Here is an 18,664-nt window from a genome sequence, read left to right on the forward strand (position 1 = left end):
TTTGGGGGGGACGGGGGATGCGATGGAAAGCGGCAGGCCCCTGGAGCCTGCCGTCTTCGGGGAAGAAAGTGTGAAGCGCGCCGATAAGCCGGATTCTGTGCGCTCGGTTGCCCGAACGTGACCGCCATTAATCTGGGCCGGGCGTCGCCGCCACGGCTCGGTGCTACCTACCCGCCAGCTCTGCGGAACCACATCAACGCTGGCCTACTTGGTATTGCTGCGCGTAGAGATTGCCCGTTTCACCCAAAGCGGGCGCCGCCCGCTTTGGGTGGCTATGGTCTTCGCGGCTTGAAAGCCGCGAACCGTCTGGCTTGCGCCAGCCGTGCCCGCTTGCGCGGGCGACCGATAGAACACCGTCGGTGGCCTGGCATGGATGCCCGCTTCGACTCGTCTCTGTTGCTCTGATCCTCACCTCACGGTGGGCAGCCGTTAGCTGCTACGCTGTCCTGTGCAGTCCGGACGTTCCTCCAGTGCCAGGTTTCCCCGATGGCACCAGCGGCGGTCTGGCGTGCTTCACGGGGTGCATTATCCCACCGGGTGGCGCGGCATAACCTTATTGCTGCAAGGCAGGAGGACTGGACCACAATGAACCGGAACCCAGTTCGTTCCTCTCTCTTTTTGTCCCACCCAACTCCCGGAGATGCCATGCCCGTACAGAACATCCTGCAAACCATCGGCAACACGCCCCATGTGCGCATCAACCGCCTGTTCGGCGCAGGCGCCAACGTGTGGGTGAAATCGGAACGCAGCAACCCCGGCGGCTCGATCAAGGACCGCATCGCGCTGGCGATGGTGGAAGACGCCGAGCGCAGCGGCGCGCTCAAGCCCGGCGGCACCATCATCGAGCCCACCTCGGGCAACACCGGCATCGGCCTGGCGCTGGTCGCCGCCGTCAAGGGCTACAAGCTGGTGCTGGTGATGCCCGAGAGCATGAGCCTGGAGCGCCGCCGCCTGATGCTGGCCTACGGCGCCACGTTCGATCTCACGCCCAAGGAAAAGGGCATGAAGGGCGCCATCGCCCGCGCGCAGGAACTGGCTGCCAGCACGCCCGGCGCCTGGGTGCCGCAGCAGTTCGAGAACCCCGCCAACGTCGATATCCACGTGCGCACCACGGCGCAGGAAATCCTGGCCGATTTCCCCGAAGGGCTTGACGCGGTCATCACCGGCGTGGGCACGGGCGGCCACATCACCGGCGTGGGCCGCGTGCTCAAGGCCAAGTTCCCGCAGCTCAAGCTGTTAGCGGTAGAGCCGCTCGCCTCGCCCGTCATCTCGGGCGGCCAGCCTGCGCCGCACCCCATCCAGGGCATCGGCGCGGGCTTCATCCCGGCCAACCTGGACACCTCCCTGCTCGACGGCGTGATCCAGGTGGACGCCGAACCGGCCCGCGAATACGCCCGCCGCGCCGCGCGCGAAGAGGGCCTGCTGGTCGGCATCTCCTCGGGCGCCACACTGGCGGCCATCGCGCAGAAGCTGCCCGAGCTGCCGGCCGGCGCGCGCGTGCTGGGCTTCAACTACGACACGGGCGAGCGCTACCTGTCGGTGGACGGTTTCCTGCCGGCCTGACCGGCGCCAGCGCCCGGCACTGCCCGGTGCCCTGCCGAAGGCCCCTCACGGGGCCTTTTTCTTTGGGGCAGCCAATGCACGGCATGGGCCTTGAGCCCGGAAACGATCAGAGGGAAAGCGCATGAAGCTATCAATACCATAGCAGATGCACTCGCTTCACGGCGCCCTACCAGCCCCCGCCCAGCGCCAGGAAGAGCGTCACCTGGTCGTCGGCGATCTGCGCCTCGCTGGCGGCCAGGGCCGCTTCGCTGCTGGCCAGGTTGCGTTCGGCGTCCAGCGTGTCCAGATAGCCGGTCTTGCCGTTGCGATAGAGCGACCGCGCCTGTGCGGCGGCCTGCGCGCTGGCGTCGCGGGCCGCCTGCAGCTGGGCGCGGCGGTCCAGTTCATGGGCGTAGGCCGACAGCGCCGTTTCCGTCTCGCGCAGGGCGGTCAGCACCGTGCCGTCGAACTTCGCCGCCGCGGCGCGCGTGCCGGCCTCGGCCTGCGCGATGCGGGCGCGCGCGGTGCCGGTGTTGGGAATCGACCAGGAGATCAGCGGGCCCAGGCTCCAGCTCAGCGTGTCGCTGCGGCCCAGCCCGCTCAGGGTGCCTGCCGACGCGGCGGAGAGACCCAGCGACACCTTGGGGTACAGGTCGGCCGTGGCCACGCCGATGCGTGCCGTGGCTTCGGCCAGCGCCCGCTCGGCCTGCCGGATGTCGGGGCGGCGGCGGATCAGCGCGGCGCCGTCGCCCACGGGCAGCACGCCCGCCACCTGCGGCGGCACGGCGCAGTCCGTCAGGCCGCGTGGAAAGTCCTGCGGCAGATGGCCGGTCAAGGTCGCCAGGCGGAAGAGCGCGGCCTGCCGCTGCGCCTGCAGCGGCGGGATGGCGGCCTGCAACTGGCCCAGCTGCGCCTCGGCGCGCGAGGTATCGATCACTCCGGCCCGGCCGGCCTGCTGCAGGCGGCGGGTGACCTCCAGCGCGTCGGACTGTATGCGGACCGACGCCTGCGATGTGCGCAGGCGCAGCCCGATCGAGCACACCTCGGCATAGGCGCGCGCCGTGCCGGCGGCGACGTTCACGCGCACCAGATCCAGCGCGGCCTGCGCGCTGGCGGTGCCGGCCTGCGCCGCCTCGATGCCCCGGCGGATCTGGCCGAACAGGTCCAGCTGGTACGACAGCGAGGCGCCCGCGCTGTAGTGCCACGCGTTGGGCGGCACGTAGTCCGGGTGCAGCACCGACAGGCCGGAGACGTGCCCGAACGAAGGCCCGCCATTGACGGCTACCGCCGGGCGGGCGGCGCCGTTCGCCTCGTCTTCCAGGGCCTGCGTGCGTTCCAGGTTGGCCATGGCCTGGCTCAGGTCGGTGTTGTGCTCCAGCGCCTGCTGCACCAGCGCATCCAGCTGCGCATCGTGGTAGAGGCGCCACCAGTGGTCCGGCAGCGGTGCGTCGGCAAACACGGCGGCAGCGCTGGAGACCCCATCGCCGGCCCCCATGAAGGGCCGCCCCGCTGCCGGCTGGAGGGCCACGGCGTCGGCGGGCACCTGGTAGTCCGGGCCTACAGGCGACGTGCCGCAAGCGGCCAGCGCCAGGGCGGCTGCCAGCGGCGCCAGCAGCCGCCACCGGGGTCGTGAAACGTTCGTGCGCGTCATGTGCATCCCTCCCGTGTCAGCCGGCCTGCGTCGCTGCCGGGGCCGCAGGGGCCGCAGGCGCCGCAGGCGCCGCCGCGGCGGCAGGGGCCGTCTCGATGATCTGCACCGTCACCGTCTGCCCGGCCACCAGCCGCGCACCGGCGGGCAGCGGGTCGAGCTGCACGCGCACCGGAATCCGCTGGGCCAGGCGCACCCAGTTGAACGTGGGGTTCACGCTGGGCAGCAGGTTGGCGCTGGTGGTGCGGTCGCGGTCGGCGATGCCGGCGGCGATGCTCACCACGGTGCCCGTCAGCACCGCGCCGCCCATGGGCGTCACGCGCACCTTGTCGCCCTGGTGGATGCGGGGCAGCTTGGTTTCCTCGAAGTAGCCTTCCACATAGAACGACTTGGCGTCCACCAGCGCCAGCGCGGGGTGCCCGGCCGTGGCATAGCTGCCGCGGCGCAGGTCGAGGTTGGTCACCTGGCCGTCAGCCGGGGCGCGCACGTCGGCACGCTCCAGGTTCAGCCGGGCGCTGTCGAGCGCCACCTCGGCCTGGGCCACGGCGGCCCGTGCCTGCTCGACGCGCGCCTGGGTCTGTTCGCGCGCCTCGCGCGAGACGAGATCGCTCAGCCCGGCGTTGCGGGCGTCCTCGCGCTGCGCCTGGGCCAGCGCCGTGCGCTGGCCCGCCAGCGCGGCCTGCGCCTGCCGCAGGGCCAAGGCGTAGCGGGCGTGGTCCACCGCGAACAGCAGGGCCCCGGCCGCCACGAACTGGTTGTCCTGGATGGGCACGTCGGTGACCAGGCCCGAGACGTCGGGCGCGATCTGCACGACGTTGGCGCGCACGCGGCCGTCGCGGGTCCACGGGGCCAGCTCATAGTGATCCCACAGCTGCCAGGCGGCCCAGGCCGCAGCGCACAACGCCAGCGCGGTGACCAGCAGGCGCAGGGCTGCCTGGACGCGGGGCCGTTGGAAGAGGTTCATGGACAGGACTTTCATGGAAGGACTCACTGCAAAAGAGACGCCATGCGGCTGATGCCATAGAGCACCACCACGTACAGCGCGGTATCGAACAGTGCCGGGTGCCACACCCAGCGGTACACGCCGGCCGCAGCCAGCAGGCGGCGCAGGCCCCAGGTGAGCGGCCAAGCCGCCAGCGCCCAGAGCATCAGCCAGGGCAGGTACAGCCCGTAGAAACTCGCTTCACCGATCATGGAATGGCTCCTTGGACCTCCGGGCCCGCGGCGACCAGCACGGCGGGCGCGGAGGGAAACAGATTGCGGCGCAGGCCCACCAGCGCCGCCACGGCGGTGCGCCGGTCTGGCAGGCTCTGCCCGGCGGCTTGCGCGAGAGCCACCGAAAGGGCCGTGTCGATGCGCGCCAGCACCTCGGGCGACGGGCTGGCCGCGCCGCTGGCCCGGGCCCGGAAGAAACCGGCTACCGCCGCCAGCAAGGCAGACACGGCCCGCGAGGGCGCCGCAGGCAGGTCGATGCGCATGCGCTGCAGGGCGACGATGTCCGCGCCCATGCGCAGGTCCTGCAGGGCATCGGCGGCGCTGACGCCCTCCAGCGATCCGCCAGCCTGCGCGATGCGCGGTGCCAGCAGGCCGATGCGGTCGAGCATGCGCACGGCATAGGCATCGCCCGCATCCGGCAGCCGGGGCGCTGCGGCCATGTCGGCCAGCTCGCGCCAGGTGGCGCGCTGGATGCGCCGGGCACTCCAGTCCGCGCCCACCGAACGCACCAGCCGTGTCACGCGCGCCGCAGCCACCACGCCCAGCACCTGGCCGATCATCGAGTTCGCGAAGGTCACCAGGTCGGCATTCGCCGTGTCGTGCAGGGCCAGCGCCCCCGAAACGCCGAACAGGAACGCCATCGCCCCCATGGCGTTGGCCGGCCGCGCGATGTAGCAGCCCAGCAGCAGGAACGTGGGCGCACATATCAGCGCCAGCATGCCGAAGTCCTGCACGCCCGGCATCAGCACCAGCACATACAGGGCCGAGATCGGCACCGACCACAGCGTGAACTTGAGAAACCCGTGCATGGCCGGCACCGGGTCGTCCATGGTGGCGAAGAAGCAGCAGAAGACCGCGGCCATCATGGCGGCGACCGATCCCGAGGGCCAGCCGGTCAGGATCCAGAAAACACCGCACAGGCACACCGCCAGCACGGCGGCCAGCGCCGACAGCAGGGCCATGCCGTAGTCGCGGTGCATCTCGCGGTCCCCCAGCGCGGCCGTGCGCCGCAGCGGCACCGCCGCACCGGTCAGACCGGCGTCGATGTCGCGCCGCAAGCGGGTACAGGCGCTCCAGCCGTCCACCAGTTCCTGCAGGCGGGCCGCCAGGCCGATCTGCAGCGCATGCACCCAGTCGGTGGCACCGGCTGCGCGCTCTTCCAGCGCGCGCAGCGCGGCGTGCACGCCTTCCGTTCCAGGGCCGGCCTCAGGGCCTGAGCCTGCGCCCTCCTCCCGGGCTGTCTGCTGCAGCCAGGCGTTGACCGCGCCGAGCGCGGCCACCACCGCCGGCGGCAAGGCGCCAGCAGCCTCCTCCAGAGCCAGCAGCCGGTCCTCCACCGCCGACAGCGTGGGCGTGAGCGCGGCGACGCGGTCCTGCATGGCGCGTATGGCGCCGGCCGTCCAGCGCAGATGGGTGGTGTCGAACGGTACGTGGGTCGAGAGCACGCGCAACTGCGTCACATCGACGGCCAGCCGGCGGCGGTCCGCCGATACGGGCTGCGCGTCCGGCGACGCGTGCGCACTCCGGCGCTCCGGCTGCAGCAGATCGGCCATCCACGTCCGCGCATCCTTCAGCGCGCGGTCCAGCAGGCCCAGCACGCTCGATGCCAGCCCCGTCGGCAGCACCAGGCTGTGCACCAGCGTCGCGCACAGGATGCCCAGGCCGATCTCCTCGACCCGCGCCACGCCGGTATCGAAGAGCTGCAGCGGCGTCCCCACCGATGGAAAGCCGATCAGCGCGGCGGTGTAGCCCGCCAGCATGAAGGTGTAGGCGCGCGGCGTGCGGTCCAGCAGCGAGATGAACAGGCACAGCCCCACCCACAGCGCCAGCGCCAGCGTGAGCAGCTCCGGCGCGTTGGACAGCAGCGGCACCAGCAGCACCGTGACCGTGCTGCCCACCAGCGTTCCCAGAAACCGGAAAAGCGCCTTGGACCGCACGGCACCCGCCAGCGGGTGGGCCACGATGTAGGCCGTCATCAGGGCCCAGAACGGCCGCGGCAGCCCGGCGCGGCTGGCCAGGTACATGGCCAGCATCGCAGCGCCGAAGCTCTTCAGCGAAAAGACGATCTCCGCGCGGGTGAAGCGCGGCAGGGTCAGCGAAGCCATGCGTCAGCGCCTGGCCGCGCGGGGCTTGCCAGCGTCGGCGTCCGGCGCGCTGGCCCGCGCCCGCGGCACGGACATCACCGGGCAGCCCAGCCGCTGCTCCAGCACGCGGAAGACCCGCAGGCACGCCGCGATGTCTTCATCGGGCACGCCCTCATAGACCTCGGTGCGCAGCGCCTGCAGGGCGGTCTCGATCTCGGCGCAGGCCGACGCGCCCGCAGCCGTCAGGTGGAGCGTCTTGGCGCGGCGGTCCATGGCGTCCTCGCGCCGCTTGATGAAGCCCGCATCGACCAGCTGATCCAGCGACCGCACCAGGGACGGCGCCTCGATGCCCAGCCACTCCGCCAGCACGCCCTGGCGCACGCCCTCACCCTGCCGCCCGATCATCACCAGCGGCCACGCCAGGGCCTGCGACACCCCCGTATGGGCCACGGCCTTGTCGCCCGCAGCACGGTAGGCGCGCTGCAGCACCGGGATCGCGCTGCCGACGGCCATCAATGCCGCCTGCCGGTGCATGCCTTCGGGATAGGGATTGGACGCCATGGCATTAATCAATAGTTAGCTTGCTATCTATTAAAACCAAAGTTGCCAATCCATGCCAGCCTGGGGTCTTTGGCGCGGGACGTCGGTGGGTGGGTGCGCGACGCGTCCCGCACCGCCGGGGCATCGCGTGCGGGCCGCGCATCTCAAGGAGTCGGCCCGCCGTCCTACAGCGCCAGAATCGCCCCCTGAAAACAATGGGCGCTCGCCCCAGTGGCTCCGATTCCCGCCCGTTCGTCTCCATGGATACAGCCTCCCCCCAGCCCGTCGCCTTCAAGGTCCTTACCGTGAACGTGCACAAGGGCTTCACCACTTTCAACCGCCGCTTCATGCTGCATGAACTGCGCGACGCGGTGCGCGACGTCTCGGCCGACCTGGTGTTCCTGCAGGAAGTGCTGGGCAACCACCAGAAGCACGCCGGGCGCGTGGAGAACTTCCCGCAGGAGCCGCACTACGAATTCCTGGCCGACACGATCTGGCACCAGCACGCCTACGGCCGCAATGCGGTGTACGACAACGGCCACCACGGCAACGCGCTGCTGTCCAAGTTCCCCATCGTGCACTACGAGAACCACGACATCTCCGTGACCGGCCCCGAGCGGCGCGGCATGCTGCACTGCGTGCTGCAGCCGCCCGGCAGCGCCGTGCCGGTGCATGCCATCTGCGTGCACCTGGGCCTGCAGGAGGCGCACCGCCAGCGCCAGCTGCGCCGCATCTGCGACCTGGTGAACACCTTCGATCCGGCCGAGCCGGTGGTGCTGGCCGGTGACTTCAACGACTGGCGCGGCCGCGCGCACGAGGTGCTGCGCGAGGGCGCCGGTCTGCAGGAAGTCTTCATGCAGGGCGGCGGCAAGGCGCGGCGCACCTTCCCGGCATCGCTGCCGGTGCTGCAGCTCGACCGCATCTACGTGCGCAACGCGGCCGTGCTCACGCCCGTGCCGCTGCCGCGCCGGCCCTGGAGCCGCCTGTCCGACCATGCCCCCCTGGCCGCGGAGATCGCACTATGAGCCTCGGACGTACCGCCACCACCACCGCCCGCCGCCAGGCCAGCAGCCGCTGGGTCGAGGGCAACGACTTCGAGCTGCTGGAAAACGGCGAGGAGTTCTTCCCCCGCGTGTTCGAGTCCATCCGCGCCGCGCAGCGCGAGGTCTGGCTGGAGACCTTCATCCTGTTCGAGGACAAGATCGGCCTGCAGCTGCACGCCGCCCTGCTGGAGGCCGCGCGCCGCGGCGCCCGCGTGCATGTGCTGGTGGACGGCTTCGGCTCGCCCGACCTCTCCCGCTGCTTCATCGGCGAGCTGGTCGAGGCGGGCGTGCAGTTCCGCATCTTCGACCCGGGCCGCCAGCTCTTCGGCCAGCGGCTCAACGTGCTGCGCCGCATGCACCGCAAGATCGTGGTGGTGGACGGCGAGCACGCCTTCATCGGCGGCATCAACTACTCGGCCGACCATGTGGCCGACTTCGGCCCGGAGGCCAAGCAGGACTATTCCGTGCAGGTGCGCGGCCCGCTGGTGGCGCAGATGCACGCCTTCGTGCAGGAGGCCGTGCTGCCGCTCAAGCAGCGCCGCCGCCGCTGGGAACTGCGGCCCCGGCAGCGCAGCGCCGCTTCTCAGCCCCCGGCCGGCCCCGCGCAGGCGCTGTTCGTGACCCGCGACAACCACCTGCACACCAACGACATCGAACGCCACTACCGTATCGCACTGCGCTCGGCGCGCGAGCGCGTGGTGATCGCCAACGCCTACTTCTTCCCGGGCTACCGCTTCATCCGCGAGCTGCGGCGCGCGGCGCGGCGCGGGGTGGACGTGCGGCTGATCCTGCAGGGCCAGCCCGACATGCCCATCGTGAAGACCGCCGCCGGCCTGCTCTACGACCACCTGCTGCGCGCGGGCGTGCGCATCTACGAATACTGCGACCGGCCCCTGCACGGCAAGGTGGCGCTGGTGGATGGCGAATGGTCCACCGTCGGCTCCAGCAACCTCGACCCCCTGAGCCTGTCGCTGAACCTGGAGGCCAACGTCATCATCCGCGATGCCGCCTTCAACGCGCAGTTGCACCAGCGCCTCTCGCAGCTGATGGAGCACAGCTGCAAGCAGGTGCAGCCCGAACCGAAGGGCCGCTGGGAAGGCCTGCGCCTCTTGCGCAGCTACTGCGTGTTCCACCTGATGCGCTGGTTCCCCACCTGGGCCGGCTGGCTGCCGCGGCACGAGCCGGAAATCTCGCTGGTGGGCGACCGCGATCTCGCCCCGGATGCCGCCGCCCCGCAGCGGACGGCGCCCGGTGCCGGCTGAACGGCCGCACCGCGCCGGCATGGCCCGCAACGCCGCAGCCACCGCCGACGCCGGCACTGTGCCTGCCCCGCACAGCCGCTGGGCACGGCTGCGCGGGCAGCCCTGGTGGCCCTGGCTCATCACCGCGGTGACGGGCGCCTTCGCGGCCTTCGTGCTCTACCTGCTCTGGAGCCAGGGCCGCCGCGTGGACTGGCCGGCCGTGTGGCAGTCGCTGCGCGCCCTGCCCCTGGGCGTGGTGGCGCCGGCGGCGGCGCTGGCCTGGTCCAGCCATCTGCTCTACGCCACCTTCGATCTCTTCGGGCGCTACTACACGCGCCACGGCCTGCCGGTGCCACGCACCCTGGGCATCACGCTGATCGCCTACCCGTTCACGCTGAACCTGGGCTCGCTCATCGGCGGCGCCACCACGCGCTACCGGCTCTATTCCCGCCAGGGCGTGGGCGTGGCGGCCATCGGGCAGATCGTGGTGCTGTCCATCATCACCAACTGGCTGGGCTACTTCGTGCTGGCCGGCGCCGTGTTCTGGGCCTGGACGCCGCAGCTGCCCGCGGGCTGGGCCGTGGGCGGCGCGCAGCTGCACTGGATGGGCCTGGCCCTGGCCGCCATCACCGCGGGCTACCTGGCGCTCTGCATCGGGCGCGGCGGCCGGCCGATCACCGTGCGCGGGCACGACTTCCCGCTGCCGCACTGGAGCGCCGGGCTGCTGCAGGTGGTGGCCTCGTGCCTCAACTGGATGCTGATGGCCGGCGCGCTCTGGATGCTGACGCAGCGGCAGGCCCCCTACGCGGCGGCGCTGGCCACGGTGCTGCTGGGTGCCATCGCGGGGCTGATCTCGCGCATTCCCGCCGGCCTAGGCGTGCTGGAGGCCGTGGCCACCGCCGTGCTCTCGGCCTACATGCCCCCCGCCCAGGCGCTGGCCGCCGTGCTGGCCTACCGCATGCTCTATTTCTTCGCGCCGCTGGGCGTGGCGGTGCTGGCCTTCGGGGCGACCGAGCTGCTCTGGAAGCGGCGGCAGCCGGCCGCGGCAACGACAAGGAGCGGTTAGCGGCGCACGCCGCCATGCGGTGCGTGAAAACCCGGGCTGCCGTATGATTGCCGCCCCGCGAAACGCCCCACGCCCGATAGATACGGGCCTGAACGCCATGATCCGACTCTCGGAAATCAAGCTGCCGCTGGCCGCCCTGCCCGCCAGCCCCCTCGACAACGACACCCATCCGCACGCCGCCCTGCACGAGCAGGCCTGCGCCGTGCTGGGCGTGCCGCCCGCCGCCATCGCCCACCTGCACGTGCACAAGCGCAGCTTCGACGCGCGCAAGGCCGACCTGCTGGCGGTGTACATCCTCGACATCACGCTGGCCGACCCGGCGCAGGAGCCGGCCCTGCTGGCGCGCCATGCAGGTCGCCCGCACGTGCAGCCCACGCCCGACATGGCCTGGAAGCCCGTGGGCCGCGCGCCCGAAGGTCTGGCGCACCGCCCGGTGGTGGTGGGCTTCGGGCCCTGCGGCATCTTCGCCGCGCTGGTGCTGGCGCAGATGGGCTTCAAGCCCATCGTGCTGGAGCGCGGCAAGACCGTGCGCGAGCGCACCAAGGACACCTGGGGCCTGTGGCGCAAGCGCACGCTCACGCCCGAATCGAACGTGCAGTTCGGCGAAGGCGGTGCCGGCACCTTCAGCGACGGCAAGCTCTACAGCCAGATCAAGGACCCGCGCCACCTGGGCCGCAAGGTGATGGAAGAGTTCGTGCAGGCCGGCGCGCCGCCCGAGATCCTCTACGCCGCGCACCCGCACATCGGCACCTTCAAGCTGGTCAAGGTGGTGGAGACGCTGCGCGAGCAGATCATCGCCCTGGGCGGCGAGGTGCGCTTCGAGCAGCGCGTGACCGACGTGGTGGTCGAGGCCGACGCCTCCGGCCAGCGCCACCTGCGCGGCCTGCAGGTGCTGGACCAGGCCACCGGCCAGCAGCACACGCTGCGCGCCGACCATGTGGTGATGGCGCTGGGCCACAGCTCGCGCGACACCTTCGCCATGCTGCACGGGCGCGGCGTGCACATGGAGGCCAAGCCCTTCTCGGTGGGCGTGCGCATCGAACACCCGCAGAGCGTGATCGACCGCGCGCGCTGGGGCCGCCACGCCGGCCACCCGCTGCTGGGCGCGGCCGACTACAAGCTGGTCCACCACGCGGCCAACGGCCGGGCGGTCTACAGCTTCTGCATGTGCCCGGGCGGCACGGTGGTGGCCGCCACCAGCGAGCCCGGCCGCGTGGTCACCAACGGCATGAGCCAGTATTCGCGCAACGAGCGCAACGCAAACGCCGGCATGGTGGTAGCCATCGACCCGAGCGACTACCCCCACGATGCCGAGGCCTTCGCCGCCGCGCTGGGCGACACGCACGGCATCGAATCGCTGCCCGCCGGCCAGGCCCATCCGCTGGCCGGCATCGTGCTGCAGCGGCAGCTCGAATCCCGCGCCTACGTGCTGGGCGGCAGCAGCTACAACGCCCCGGCGCAGCTGGTGGGCGACTTCCTCGCGCGGCGCGCATCGACGCAGCTGGGCGCGGTGGAGCCTTCCTACAAGCCCGGCGTGACCATGGTCGATCTACAGGAAGCCCTGCCCGCCTACGCCACCGAGGCCATGCGCGAGGCCCTGCCCGCCTTCGGCAAGAAGATCCGCGGCTACGACATGCACGACGCAGTGCTGACCGGGGTGGAAACGCGCACCTCCTCGCCGCTCAAGATCGGCCGGGGCGAGGACTTCCAGAGCCTCAACACCGCCGGCCTCTACCCTGCCGGCGAAGGCGCCAGCTACGCGGGCGGCATTCTCTCGGCCGGGGTGGACGGCATCAAGGTGGGCGAAGCCGTGGCCCGGGCCATCCTGGGGGTGGCGGCATGACCGGGCACCCTGGCACCGCACGGCCGCTGGACGCGGCGGCTTTCGCGCCCCCGTCCCTGCTGCGCTTCGCGGGCGCGGCGCTGGCCATGGCCTGCGTGGTGCTGGCCTCCAACATCCTGGTGCAGTACCCCATCAACGACTGGCTGACCTGGGGCGCGCTCAGCTACCCCGTGGCCTTCCTGGTCAGCGACCTCATCAACCGCAGCCACGGCCCGGTGCCGGCGCGGCGCGTGGCCTGGGTGGGCTTCGCGGTCGCGGTGGCGGCCTCGCTGGCGCTGGCGCCCGCGCGCATCGCCATCGCCTCGGGCACGGCCTTCATCGTGTCGCAGTGCCTGGACATCAGCATCTTCCACCGGCTGCGCCAGGGCACCTGGTGGCGCGCGCCGCTGCTGGCCACGGTGCTGGCCGCAGCGCTGGACACCGCCGTGTTCTGGGGCATCGCCTTCGCGGGCTCGGGCGACCCGTGGATCACCTGGGCGCTGGGCGACCTGGGCGTGAAGCTGTCCGTGGGCGTGCTGCTGTTGCTGCCCTTCCGGCTGCTGACCTGGCGCAGCGCCGCTCAGGCAGCGCGGCCGCAGCGCTGACGACCGCAGCACTGGCAGCCAGCCCGGTGCAACACGGTCAGGCGAGGTCCGTTGGGGCTGAGCCCGTAGAAGCCAGGGGCCCGGATGGCAGCCCTTCGACAGGCTCAGGGCGAGCGGGTCAACGGGGGTTGGCGCGCCAGACCTTCAGCCGGCCACCACCCCGGCCCGCTCCAGCATGGCGTGCAGCAGCACATTGCAGCCGGCCTCGATGTGCGCGGGCTGGGCGTCCTCGATCTCGTTGTGGCTGATGCCATCCTTGCAGGGGATGAAGATCATCCCCGCCGGCGCCAGCTTGGCCATGTACACCGCGTCGTGCCCGGCCCCCGACACGGCGGGCATGTGGCTATAGCCCAGGCTGGCGGCGGCGCGGCCCACGGCCTCCACGCATTCGGCATGGAACTGCTGCGCGGGATAGCTGGAGACGAGGTCGATCTGCACCTGCACGCCGTGCTCCCTGGCCACCTGGTCGGCCAGGGCCTTGACCTCGGCGGCCATCGCATCGACCAGTTCGTCCGTGCTGTTGCGCAGGTCGATGCTGAACTTGACACGGCCGGGAATGACGTTGCGGCTGTTGGGGAAGACCTGCACCATGCCCACCGTGCCCCGGCCGTGCGGCGGGTGGCGGTGGGCGGCGGCGACCACGTCCTGCATGATGCGGGTGGCGGCCAGCAGGGCATCCTTGCGCAACGCCATGGGCGTGGGGCCGGCATGGGCCTCCATGCCCGTCACGGTGCAGTCGAACCAGCGGATGCCCAGCACGCCGCTGACCACGCCGATGGTCTTGTCGTTGTCTTCCAGCACCGGGCCCTGCTCGATGTGCGTCTCGAAATACGCGCCGATGGGATGGTCGCCCGGCTCCTGCTCGCCGATGTAGCCGATGCGCTCCAGCTCGCCCTTGACGGTCTTGCCCTCGGTGTCCGTGGCGGCATAGGCATGCTCCAGCGTGAAGGCCTTGGCGAAGACGCCCGAGCCCATCATCACCGGCACGAAGCGGCTGCCTTCCTCGTTGGTCCAGAAGGCGACCTCGATGGGCGCCTCGGTCTCGATACCGTGATCGTTGAGCGTGCGAACGACCTCGATGCCCGCGAGCACGCCGTAGTTGCCGTCGAACTTGCCGCCCGTGGGCTGGGTGTCGATGTGGCTGCCGGTCATGATGGGCGGCAGGCTGTCGTCGCGGCCCGGGCGGCGCATGAAGACGTTGCCGATCTTGTCGATGGTGACCGACATGCCGGCCTCGCGCGCCCAGCCGGTGACCAGGTCGCGGCCCTGCTTGTCCAGGTCGGTCAGCGTGAGGCGGCAGACGCCGCCCTTGGGCGTGGCGCCGATCTGCGCCAGCTCCATGAGCGAATCCCAGAGGCGCTGGCCGTCGATGCGCAGGTGGCCGATGTCGGTCTTCACTTTGGTGTCCATGGTGTTCTCCGGAGTCTGGGAAATGGGGGATGGGCGAGGCCCGCCGGTCAGCGCGCCACCGCCGTGGGCGCCAGATCCTGCGTACGGCGCTGCTGGGCCTGGAACTGCGGACCGAAGGCCGGGCGCGGCACGTAGCGGCCGGCGCCCTGCTCCGCGCGCAGCTCGCCCCGGGCATAGACCACGCGGCCCTGGCTGATGGTGTGGCTGGGAATGCCGCGCACGGTGCGGCCCTCGAAGATGTTGAAGTCGCCCTTGCTGTGCTGGGTCCTGGCCGAGAAGGTCTTGGTGCCCTCCGGGTCCCACAGCACCAGGTCGGCATCGGCGCCCGCGCCCACGAAGCCCTTGCGCGGATAGATGTTGAACAACTTGGCGGCGTTGGCGGAGGTGATCGCCACGAACTCCGAAGGCGTCAGCCGGCCGGTGTTCACGCCGCCGTCCCAGATGGCCGCCATGCGCTCTTCCACGCCGCCCGTGCCGTTGGGGATCTTGGCGAAGTTGTCGCGCCCCATGGCCTTCTGCGCGGCGCAGAAGGTGCAGTGGTCGGTGGCGGTGGTGTGCAGCTGGCCGGCCTGCAGGCCGCGCCACAGCGCCTCCTGGTGGCCGCCCGAGCGCGGACGGAAGGGCGGGCTCATGACGTGCGCGGCGGCGGTGGCGAAGTCGGGGTCGCGGTAGACGCTGTCGTCGATCAGCAGGTGGCCGGCCAGCACCTCGCCGAACACGCGCTGGCCGCGCGCGCGGGCACGGGCGATGGCCTCGGCCGCCTCGGCGCAGCTCACGTGTACCACGTAGATCGGCACGCCCAGCACGTCGGCGATGGCGATGGCGCGGTTGGCGGCCTCGGCCTCCACCATGGGCGGGCGCGCCAGCGGGTGGCCCTCGGGACCGGTGATGCCCATCTTGGCCACCTCTTGCTGCAGCAGATAGACCAGCTCGCCGTTCTCGGCATGCACGGTGGGCATGGCGCCCAGCTCCAGCGCGCGCCTGAAGCTGTTCACCAGGGTCTCGTCGTCGCACATGATGGCGTTCTTGTAGGCCATGAAGTGCTTGAAGCTGTTGATGCCTTCCTGCTGCACCAGCGTGCCCATGTCGGCGCGCACCTGCTCGCTCCACCAGGTCACGGCGACGTGGAAGCCGTAGTCGGCCGCCGACTTCTCGGCCCAGCCGCGCCATTTGCGGTAGGCGTCCATCAGCGGCTCCTGCGGGTCGGGAATGACGAAGTCGATGATGCTGGTGGTGCCGCCCGCAAGCCCCGCCGCCGTGCCGGTGAAGAAGTCGTCCATGGTGACGGTGCCCATGAAGGGCAGCTGCATGTGCGTGTGCGGATCGATGCCGCCGGGCAGCACGTACTGGCCGCTCGCGTCCAGCGTTTGCGCGCCGGCGGGCGCCTGGGCTGCGGCGGCCTCGCCGACGGCGGCGATGCGGCCATCCACGCAGAGCACGTCGGCGCGCTCCTCGCGGTCGGCATTCACCACGGTGCCGCCGCGGATCAGCAGGGCTTGCGAAGGGGTCTGGGTCATGGCGTGTCTCCTGGAATGGGGGGGTGGGGTCATGCGCGGCGCAGCGCGGCGGCTGCCCCGGGCTGCCGGCGGCCCGCCATGCCCAGCCGGTACACGACGGCGGCGATGGCGAGGCCGATGAACCAGGCATAGGCGTAGATCTGCTTGAAGACCTCGCCCACGCCCGGGAAGGTGGCCGGGAAGGCCGCGTTCAGGAAGCCGGGGATGTTGGGCGCCACGCCCAGCACGAAGGCCGCCACGGCCACGAAGTTCCAGCCGCCGCTGTAGCGGTAGGGGCCGGTTTCGGCATAGAGCGCATCCACGTCCAGCTCGGTGCGGCGCACGAGGTAGTAGTCCACCATCAGGATGCCGGCCACCGGCCCCAGCAGCGCCGAATAGCCGATGAGCCAGGTGAAGATGTAGCCCTGGGTGGATTCGAGGATCTTCCAGGGCATCATCGCGATGGCGATGCCCACGGTGATGTAGCCGCCCGTGCGGTAGCTGATGCGCGAGGGGCTGAGCGCGGAAAAGTCGTAGGCCGGGCCGACCAGGTTGGCTGCGAGATTCACGCTCACCGTGTCGATCAGCAGGATGATGAGCCCGACCAGCACGGCCGCGCCGGTCATGCGGCTGGCCAGGTCCACCGGGTCCCACAGCGCCTTGCCGTAGATGACCACCGTGGCGGAGGTGACGATCACCGCCAGCGCGGCCAGCAGGCCCATGGGCACGGGCAGGCCGATGGCCTGTCCCACCACCTGGTCACGCTGCGACTTGGCGAAGCGGGTGAAGTCGGGAATGTTGAGGGCCAGCGTGGCCCAGAAGCCCACCATGGCGGTGAGCGAGGGCCAGAACACGGCATGGAACTGCCCGGCCTTCGGGCCGCCCGGCGCGAACTGCGAGGGCTGGTGCAGGATGGGCCCGAAGCCGCCGGCCTTGTCCCACGCCCACCAGAGCAGCACGAAACAGATCACGATCTTGATGGGGGCCGTCCAGGTCTCCAGCTTGCGGATGGACTCGATGCCATGCACCACGAAGTAGAACTGGATCGCCCAGAAGAGCAGGAAGCAGACAAGCTGGCCCAGGTTGATCCCTAAGCCGGCGATCTTCTCGCCCTCCAGCGGGTGGCCGATGAGCACGCCCGCCAGGGTGTAGATCATCATCCCGCCGAACCAGGTCTGGATGCCGTACCAGCCGCAGGCCACCAGGGCCCGCAGCAACGCCGGCAGCCTGGCGCCGCGCGTGCCGAAAGAGGCCCGCGCCAGCACCGCGTAGGGAATGCCGTGCTTGGCGCCCGCATGGCCGATGAGCAGCATGGGCACCAGCACGATCAGGTTGCCCAGGAACACCGTGCCCACGGCCTGGCCCCAGGACATGCCGCTTTCGATCAGGCTGGCCGCCAGGGTGTAGGCCGGTATGCACATCACCATGCCCACCCACAGGGCAGCGAAGTGGTACCAGCGCCAGGTGCGCTGGTGCGCCTGGGTGGGCGCGAGGTCTTCATTCCATAGCTCGGTGTGGGAGCCAGGAGCTTGCAGGCTGTTCATGGAAAGCTCTCCTCAACGTTGCAGACGCAGGGGCAGGACGGAACGCACGGCAGGCAAGCAAGGCTCAGGCCGGCACGCGCTGCGGGTTGTTGGCATGCGTGGTCCAGTTGGCGTATTCGCCGCTCACCGTGCGGCCGGTGCGCGCATCGACCTCGCCCGGCGCCAGGCTGCGCATGCTGATGCACTCGGGCACCGGGCAGATCGAGGCGCACAGGTTGCAGCCCACGCACTCGGCCTCGTTCACCTCGAAGCGGCGCACGCCGCCCTGCTTGTCGAAGGTGATGGCCTGGTGCGAGGTGTCTTCGCACACCACGTGGCAGCGGCCGCAGCCGATGCAGGCGTCCTGGTCGATCACGGCCTTCTCGATGTGGTTGAGGTCGAGCTGCTTCCAGTCCTTGACGGTGGGCACCGCCTGGCCGCGGAAGTCGTCGATGCATTCGTAGCCGTGCGCGTCCATGAAGTTGGAGAGGCCGTCGCACAGGTCCTGCACGATCCTGAAGCCATAGACCATGGCCGCCGTGCAGACCTGCACCGTGCCGCAGCCCAGGGCGATGTATTCGGCCGCGTCGCGCCAGGTGGTCACGCCGCCGATGCCGCTGATGGGCAGGCCGGCGGTCTGCGCGTCGCGCGCGATCTCGGCCACCATGTTCAGCGCGATGGGCTTGACGGCCGGGCCGCAGTAGCCGCCGTGCGAGCCCCAGCCGCCGGTGTGCGGGCTCATCGCCATGCGCTCCAGGTCCACGCCCATGATGGAGTTGATGGTGTTGATGAGCGAGACCGCGTCCGCCCCGCCGGCCTTGGCCGCGCGCGCCGGCTGGCGCACGTCGGTGATGTTGGGCGTGAGCTTCACGATCACCGGCAGGCGGCTGTACTGCTTGCACCACTGCGTGACCATCTGGATGTATTCGGGCACCTGGCCCACGGCCGCGCCCATGCCGCGCTCGCTCATGCCGTGCGGGCAGCCGAAGTTCAGCTCGATGCCGTCGGCGCCCGTGTCCTCCACCATGGGCAGGATGCGCTTCCAGCTCTCTTCCACGCAGGGCACCATCAGCGAGACGATCATGGCGCGGTCGGGCCAGTTGCGCTTGACGCGGCGGATCTCCTCCAGGTTCACGGCCAGCGGCCGGTCGGTGATGAGCTCGATGTTGTTCAGGCCGATCACGCGCCGGTCCTGCGACATGAGCGTGGAATAGCGCGGGCCGTTCACGTTGACCACGTGCGGGTCCTCGCCCAGGGTCTTCCAGACCACGCCGCCCCAGCCGGCCTCGAAGGCGCGGGTGACGTTGATCTCCTTGTCGGTGGGCGGCGCCGAGGCCAGCCAGAAGGGGTTGGGGCTGCGGATGCCCAGGAATTCGCTGCGGATGTCTGCCATGTGCTTCTCCCGTGTCGTGTCGCGGTGGGTTCGTGG

15 protein-coding genes and 1 other RNA gene are annotated in these 18,664 nt (G+C 70.7%); 6 read left to right on the forward strand and 10 right to left on the reverse strand.

Translation table 11 applies throughout. From position 1 onward, the window contains the following. Nucleotides 1-68: 68 nt before the first annotated feature. An RNA gene (gene rnpB, locus BM070_RS13150) (RNase P RNA component class A) lies at nucleotides 69-515 on the reverse strand. 130 nt (nucleotides 516-645) lie between these two features. Between rnpB and cysK the strand changes: the two genes are divergently transcribed. Continuing rightward, nucleotides 646-1,563 carry a cysteine synthase A gene (gene cysK / locus BM070_RS13155; protein WP_092939870.1) on the forward strand — a complete coding sequence of 306 codons (918 nt, stop codon included), beginning with the start codon at nucleotides 646-648 and terminating at the stop codon, nucleotides 1,561-1,563. A 166-nt stretch (nucleotides 1,564-1,729) separates the two neighbouring features. On the opposite strand, the gene BM070_RS13160 is transcribed toward cysK, so the two are convergent. The 5 genes from BM070_RS13160 to BM070_RS13180 are packed head-to-tail and all read right to left on the reverse strand — an operon-like array spanning nucleotide 1,730 to nucleotide 7,050. Beyond that, entirely contained in the window at nucleotides 1,730-3,193 is a 1,464-nt protein-coding gene (locus BM070_RS13160) for an efflux transporter outer membrane subunit (RefSeq protein ID WP_092939997.1), read from the reverse strand. A 16-nt stretch (nucleotides 3,194-3,209) separates the two neighbouring features. Next, entirely contained in the window at nucleotides 3,210-4,169 is a 960-nt protein-coding gene (locus BM070_RS13165) for an efflux RND transporter periplasmic adaptor subunit (protein WP_245785213.1), read from the reverse strand. A gap of 8 nt (nucleotides 4,170-4,177) precedes the next feature. Continuing rightward, a complete protein-coding gene (locus tag BM070_RS13170; RefSeq protein WP_092939872.1) occupies nucleotides 4,178-4,384 on the reverse strand; it encodes a DUF1656 domain-containing protein in 207 nt (68 codons plus the stop codon). Continuing rightward, complete coding sequence (locus BM070_RS13175; RefSeq protein ID WP_092939873.1) at nucleotides 4,381-6,510, reverse strand: FUSC family protein; 2,130 nt, start codon at nucleotides 6,508-6,510, stop codon at nucleotides 4,381-4,383. The genes BM070_RS13170 and BM070_RS13175 overlap by 4 nt, the downstream gene beginning before the upstream one ends. A gap of 3 nt (nucleotides 6,511-6,513) precedes the next feature. Beyond that, nucleotides 6,514-7,050, reverse strand: coding sequence for a MarR family winged helix-turn-helix transcriptional regulator (locus tag BM070_RS13180; RefSeq protein WP_245785214.1), 537 nt, complete (start codon nucleotides 7,048-7,050; stop codon nucleotides 6,514-6,516). 239 nt (nucleotides 7,051-7,289) lie between these two features. On the opposite strand from BM070_RS13180, the gene BM070_RS13185 reads away from it, so the two are divergent. The 5 genes from BM070_RS13185 (at nucleotide 7,290) to BM070_RS13205 (ending at nucleotide 12,806) form a co-directional block, all read left to right on the forward strand. Beyond that, nucleotides 7,290-8,054, forward strand: coding sequence for an endonuclease/exonuclease/phosphatase family protein (locus BM070_RS13185; RefSeq protein WP_092939874.1), 765 nt, complete (start codon nucleotides 7,290-7,292; stop codon nucleotides 8,052-8,054). Beyond that, entirely contained in the window at nucleotides 8,051-9,334 is a 1,284-nt protein-coding gene (gene clsB, locus BM070_RS13190) for a cardiolipin synthase ClsB (RefSeq protein WP_092939875.1), read from the forward strand. The genes BM070_RS13185 and clsB overlap by 4 nt, the downstream gene beginning before the upstream one ends. A 19-nt stretch (nucleotides 9,335-9,353) precedes the next feature. Beyond that, nucleotides 9,354-10,379, forward strand: a complete 1,026-nt coding sequence (locus tag BM070_RS13195) for a lysylphosphatidylglycerol synthase transmembrane domain-containing protein (protein ID WP_092939999.1) — start codon at nucleotides 9,354-9,356, stop codon at nucleotides 10,377-10,379. Between the two features lie 97 nt (nucleotides 10,380-10,476). Next, complete coding sequence (locus BM070_RS13200; protein WP_092939876.1) at nucleotides 10,477-12,222, forward strand: NAD(P)/FAD-dependent oxidoreductase; 1,746 nt, start codon at nucleotides 10,477-10,479, stop codon at nucleotides 12,220-12,222. Nucleotides 12,223-12,308: 86 nt separating this feature from the next. Beyond that, nucleotides 12,309-12,806, forward strand: coding sequence for a VUT family protein (locus BM070_RS13205; protein ID WP_092940000.1), 498 nt, complete (start codon nucleotides 12,309-12,311; stop codon nucleotides 12,804-12,806). Between the two features lie 144 nt (nucleotides 12,807-12,950). Here BM070_RS13205 and BM070_RS13210 read toward each other — a convergent pair whose 3' ends face one another. The 4 genes from BM070_RS13210 to preA all read right to left on the reverse strand — a co-directional run bounded on the left by BM070_RS13210 (nucleotide 12,951) and on the right by preA (nucleotide 18,628). Continuing rightward, entirely contained in the window at nucleotides 12,951-14,216 is a 1,266-nt protein-coding gene (locus BM070_RS13210) for a Zn-dependent hydrolase (RefSeq protein WP_092939877.1), read from the reverse strand. Between the two features lie 47 nt (nucleotides 14,217-14,263). After that, nucleotides 14,264-15,733, reverse strand: coding sequence for a dihydropyrimidinase (gene hydA / locus BM070_RS13215; protein WP_092939878.1), 1,470 nt, complete (start codon nucleotides 15,731-15,733; stop codon nucleotides 14,264-14,266). A gap of 29 nt (nucleotides 15,734-15,762) precedes the next feature. Beyond that, the gene (locus tag BM070_RS13220) at nucleotides 15,763-17,256 is read right to left on the reverse strand and encodes an NCS1 family nucleobase:cation symporter-1 (RefSeq protein ID WP_092939879.1); all 1,494 of its coding nucleotides are present in this window, start codon (nucleotides 17,254-17,256) and stop codon (nucleotides 15,763-15,765) included. A gap of 64 nt (nucleotides 17,257-17,320) precedes the next feature. Further along, complete coding sequence (preA, locus tag BM070_RS13225; RefSeq protein WP_092939880.1) at nucleotides 17,321-18,628, reverse strand: NAD-dependent dihydropyrimidine dehydrogenase subunit PreA; 1,308 nt, start codon at nucleotides 18,626-18,628, stop codon at nucleotides 17,321-17,323. Between the last annotated feature and the right edge of the window lie 36 nt (nucleotides 18,629-18,664).

Source organism: Paracidovorax wautersii (genome assembly GCF_900113035.1).
Taxonomy (GTDB): Bacteria; Pseudomonadota; Gammaproteobacteria; order Burkholderiales; family Burkholderiaceae_C; genus Paracidovorax; species Paracidovorax wautersii.

What these genes read in the sequence shown, in the direction of transcription:
- BM070_RS13165 (WP_245785213.1), bottom strand. Translation starts at nt 4,169, where the DNA reads ATGAAAGTCCTGTCCATGAACCTCTTCCAACGGCCCCGCGTCCAGGCA.
- BM070_RS13175 (WP_092939873.1), bottom strand. Translation starts at nt 6,510, where the DNA reads ATGGCTTCGCTGACCCTGCCGCGCTTCACCCGCGCGGAGATCGTCTTT.
- BM070_RS13205 (WP_092940000.1), top strand. Translation starts at nt 12,309, where the DNA reads ATGGCCTGCGTGGTGCTGGCCTCCAACATCCTGGTGCAGTACCCCATC.
- BM070_RS13210 (WP_092939877.1), bottom strand. Translation starts at nt 14,216, where the DNA reads ATGGACACCAAAGTGAAGACCGACATCGGCCACCTGCGCATCGACGGC.
- BM070_RS13160 (WP_092939997.1), bottom strand. Translation starts at nt 3,193, where the DNA reads ATGACGCGCACGAACGTTTCACGACCCCGGTGGCGGCTGCTGGCGCCG.
- BM070_RS13170 (WP_092939872.1), bottom strand. Translation starts at nt 4,384, where the DNA reads ATGATCGGTGAAGCGAGTTTCTACGGGCTGTACCTGCCCTGGCTGATG.
- BM070_RS13185 (WP_092939874.1), top strand. Translation starts at nt 7,290, where the DNA reads ATGGATACAGCCTCCCCCCAGCCCGTCGCCTTCAAGGTCCTTACCGTG.
- BM070_RS13220 (WP_092939879.1), bottom strand. Translation starts at nt 17,256, where the DNA reads ATGAACAGCCTGCAAGCTCCTGGCTCCCACACCGAGCTATGGAATGAA.
- BM070_RS13180 (WP_245785214.1), bottom strand. Translation starts at nt 7,050, where the DNA reads ATGGCGTCCAATCCCTATCCCGAAGGCATGCACCGGCAGGCGGCATTG.
- hydA (WP_092939878.1), bottom strand. Translation starts at nt 15,733, where the DNA reads ATGACCCAGACCCCTTCGCAAGCCCTGCTGATCCGCGGCGGCACCGTG.
- BM070_RS13200 (WP_092939876.1), top strand. Translation starts at nt 10,477, where the DNA reads ATGATCCGACTCTCGGAAATCAAGCTGCCGCTGGCCGCCCTGCCCGCC.
- clsB (WP_092939875.1), top strand. Translation starts at nt 8,051, where the DNA reads ATGAGCCTCGGACGTACCGCCACCACCACCGCCCGCCGCCAGGCCAGC.
- BM070_RS13195 (WP_092939999.1), top strand. Translation starts at nt 9,354, where the DNA reads ATGGCCCGCAACGCCGCAGCCACCGCCGACGCCGGCACTGTGCCTGCC.
- cysK (WP_092939870.1), top strand. Translation starts at nt 646, where the DNA reads ATGCCCGTACAGAACATCCTGCAAACCATCGGCAACACGCCCCATGTG.
- preA (WP_092939880.1), bottom strand. Translation starts at nt 18,628, where the DNA reads ATGGCAGACATCCGCAGCGAATTCCTGGGCATCCGCAGCCCCAACCCC.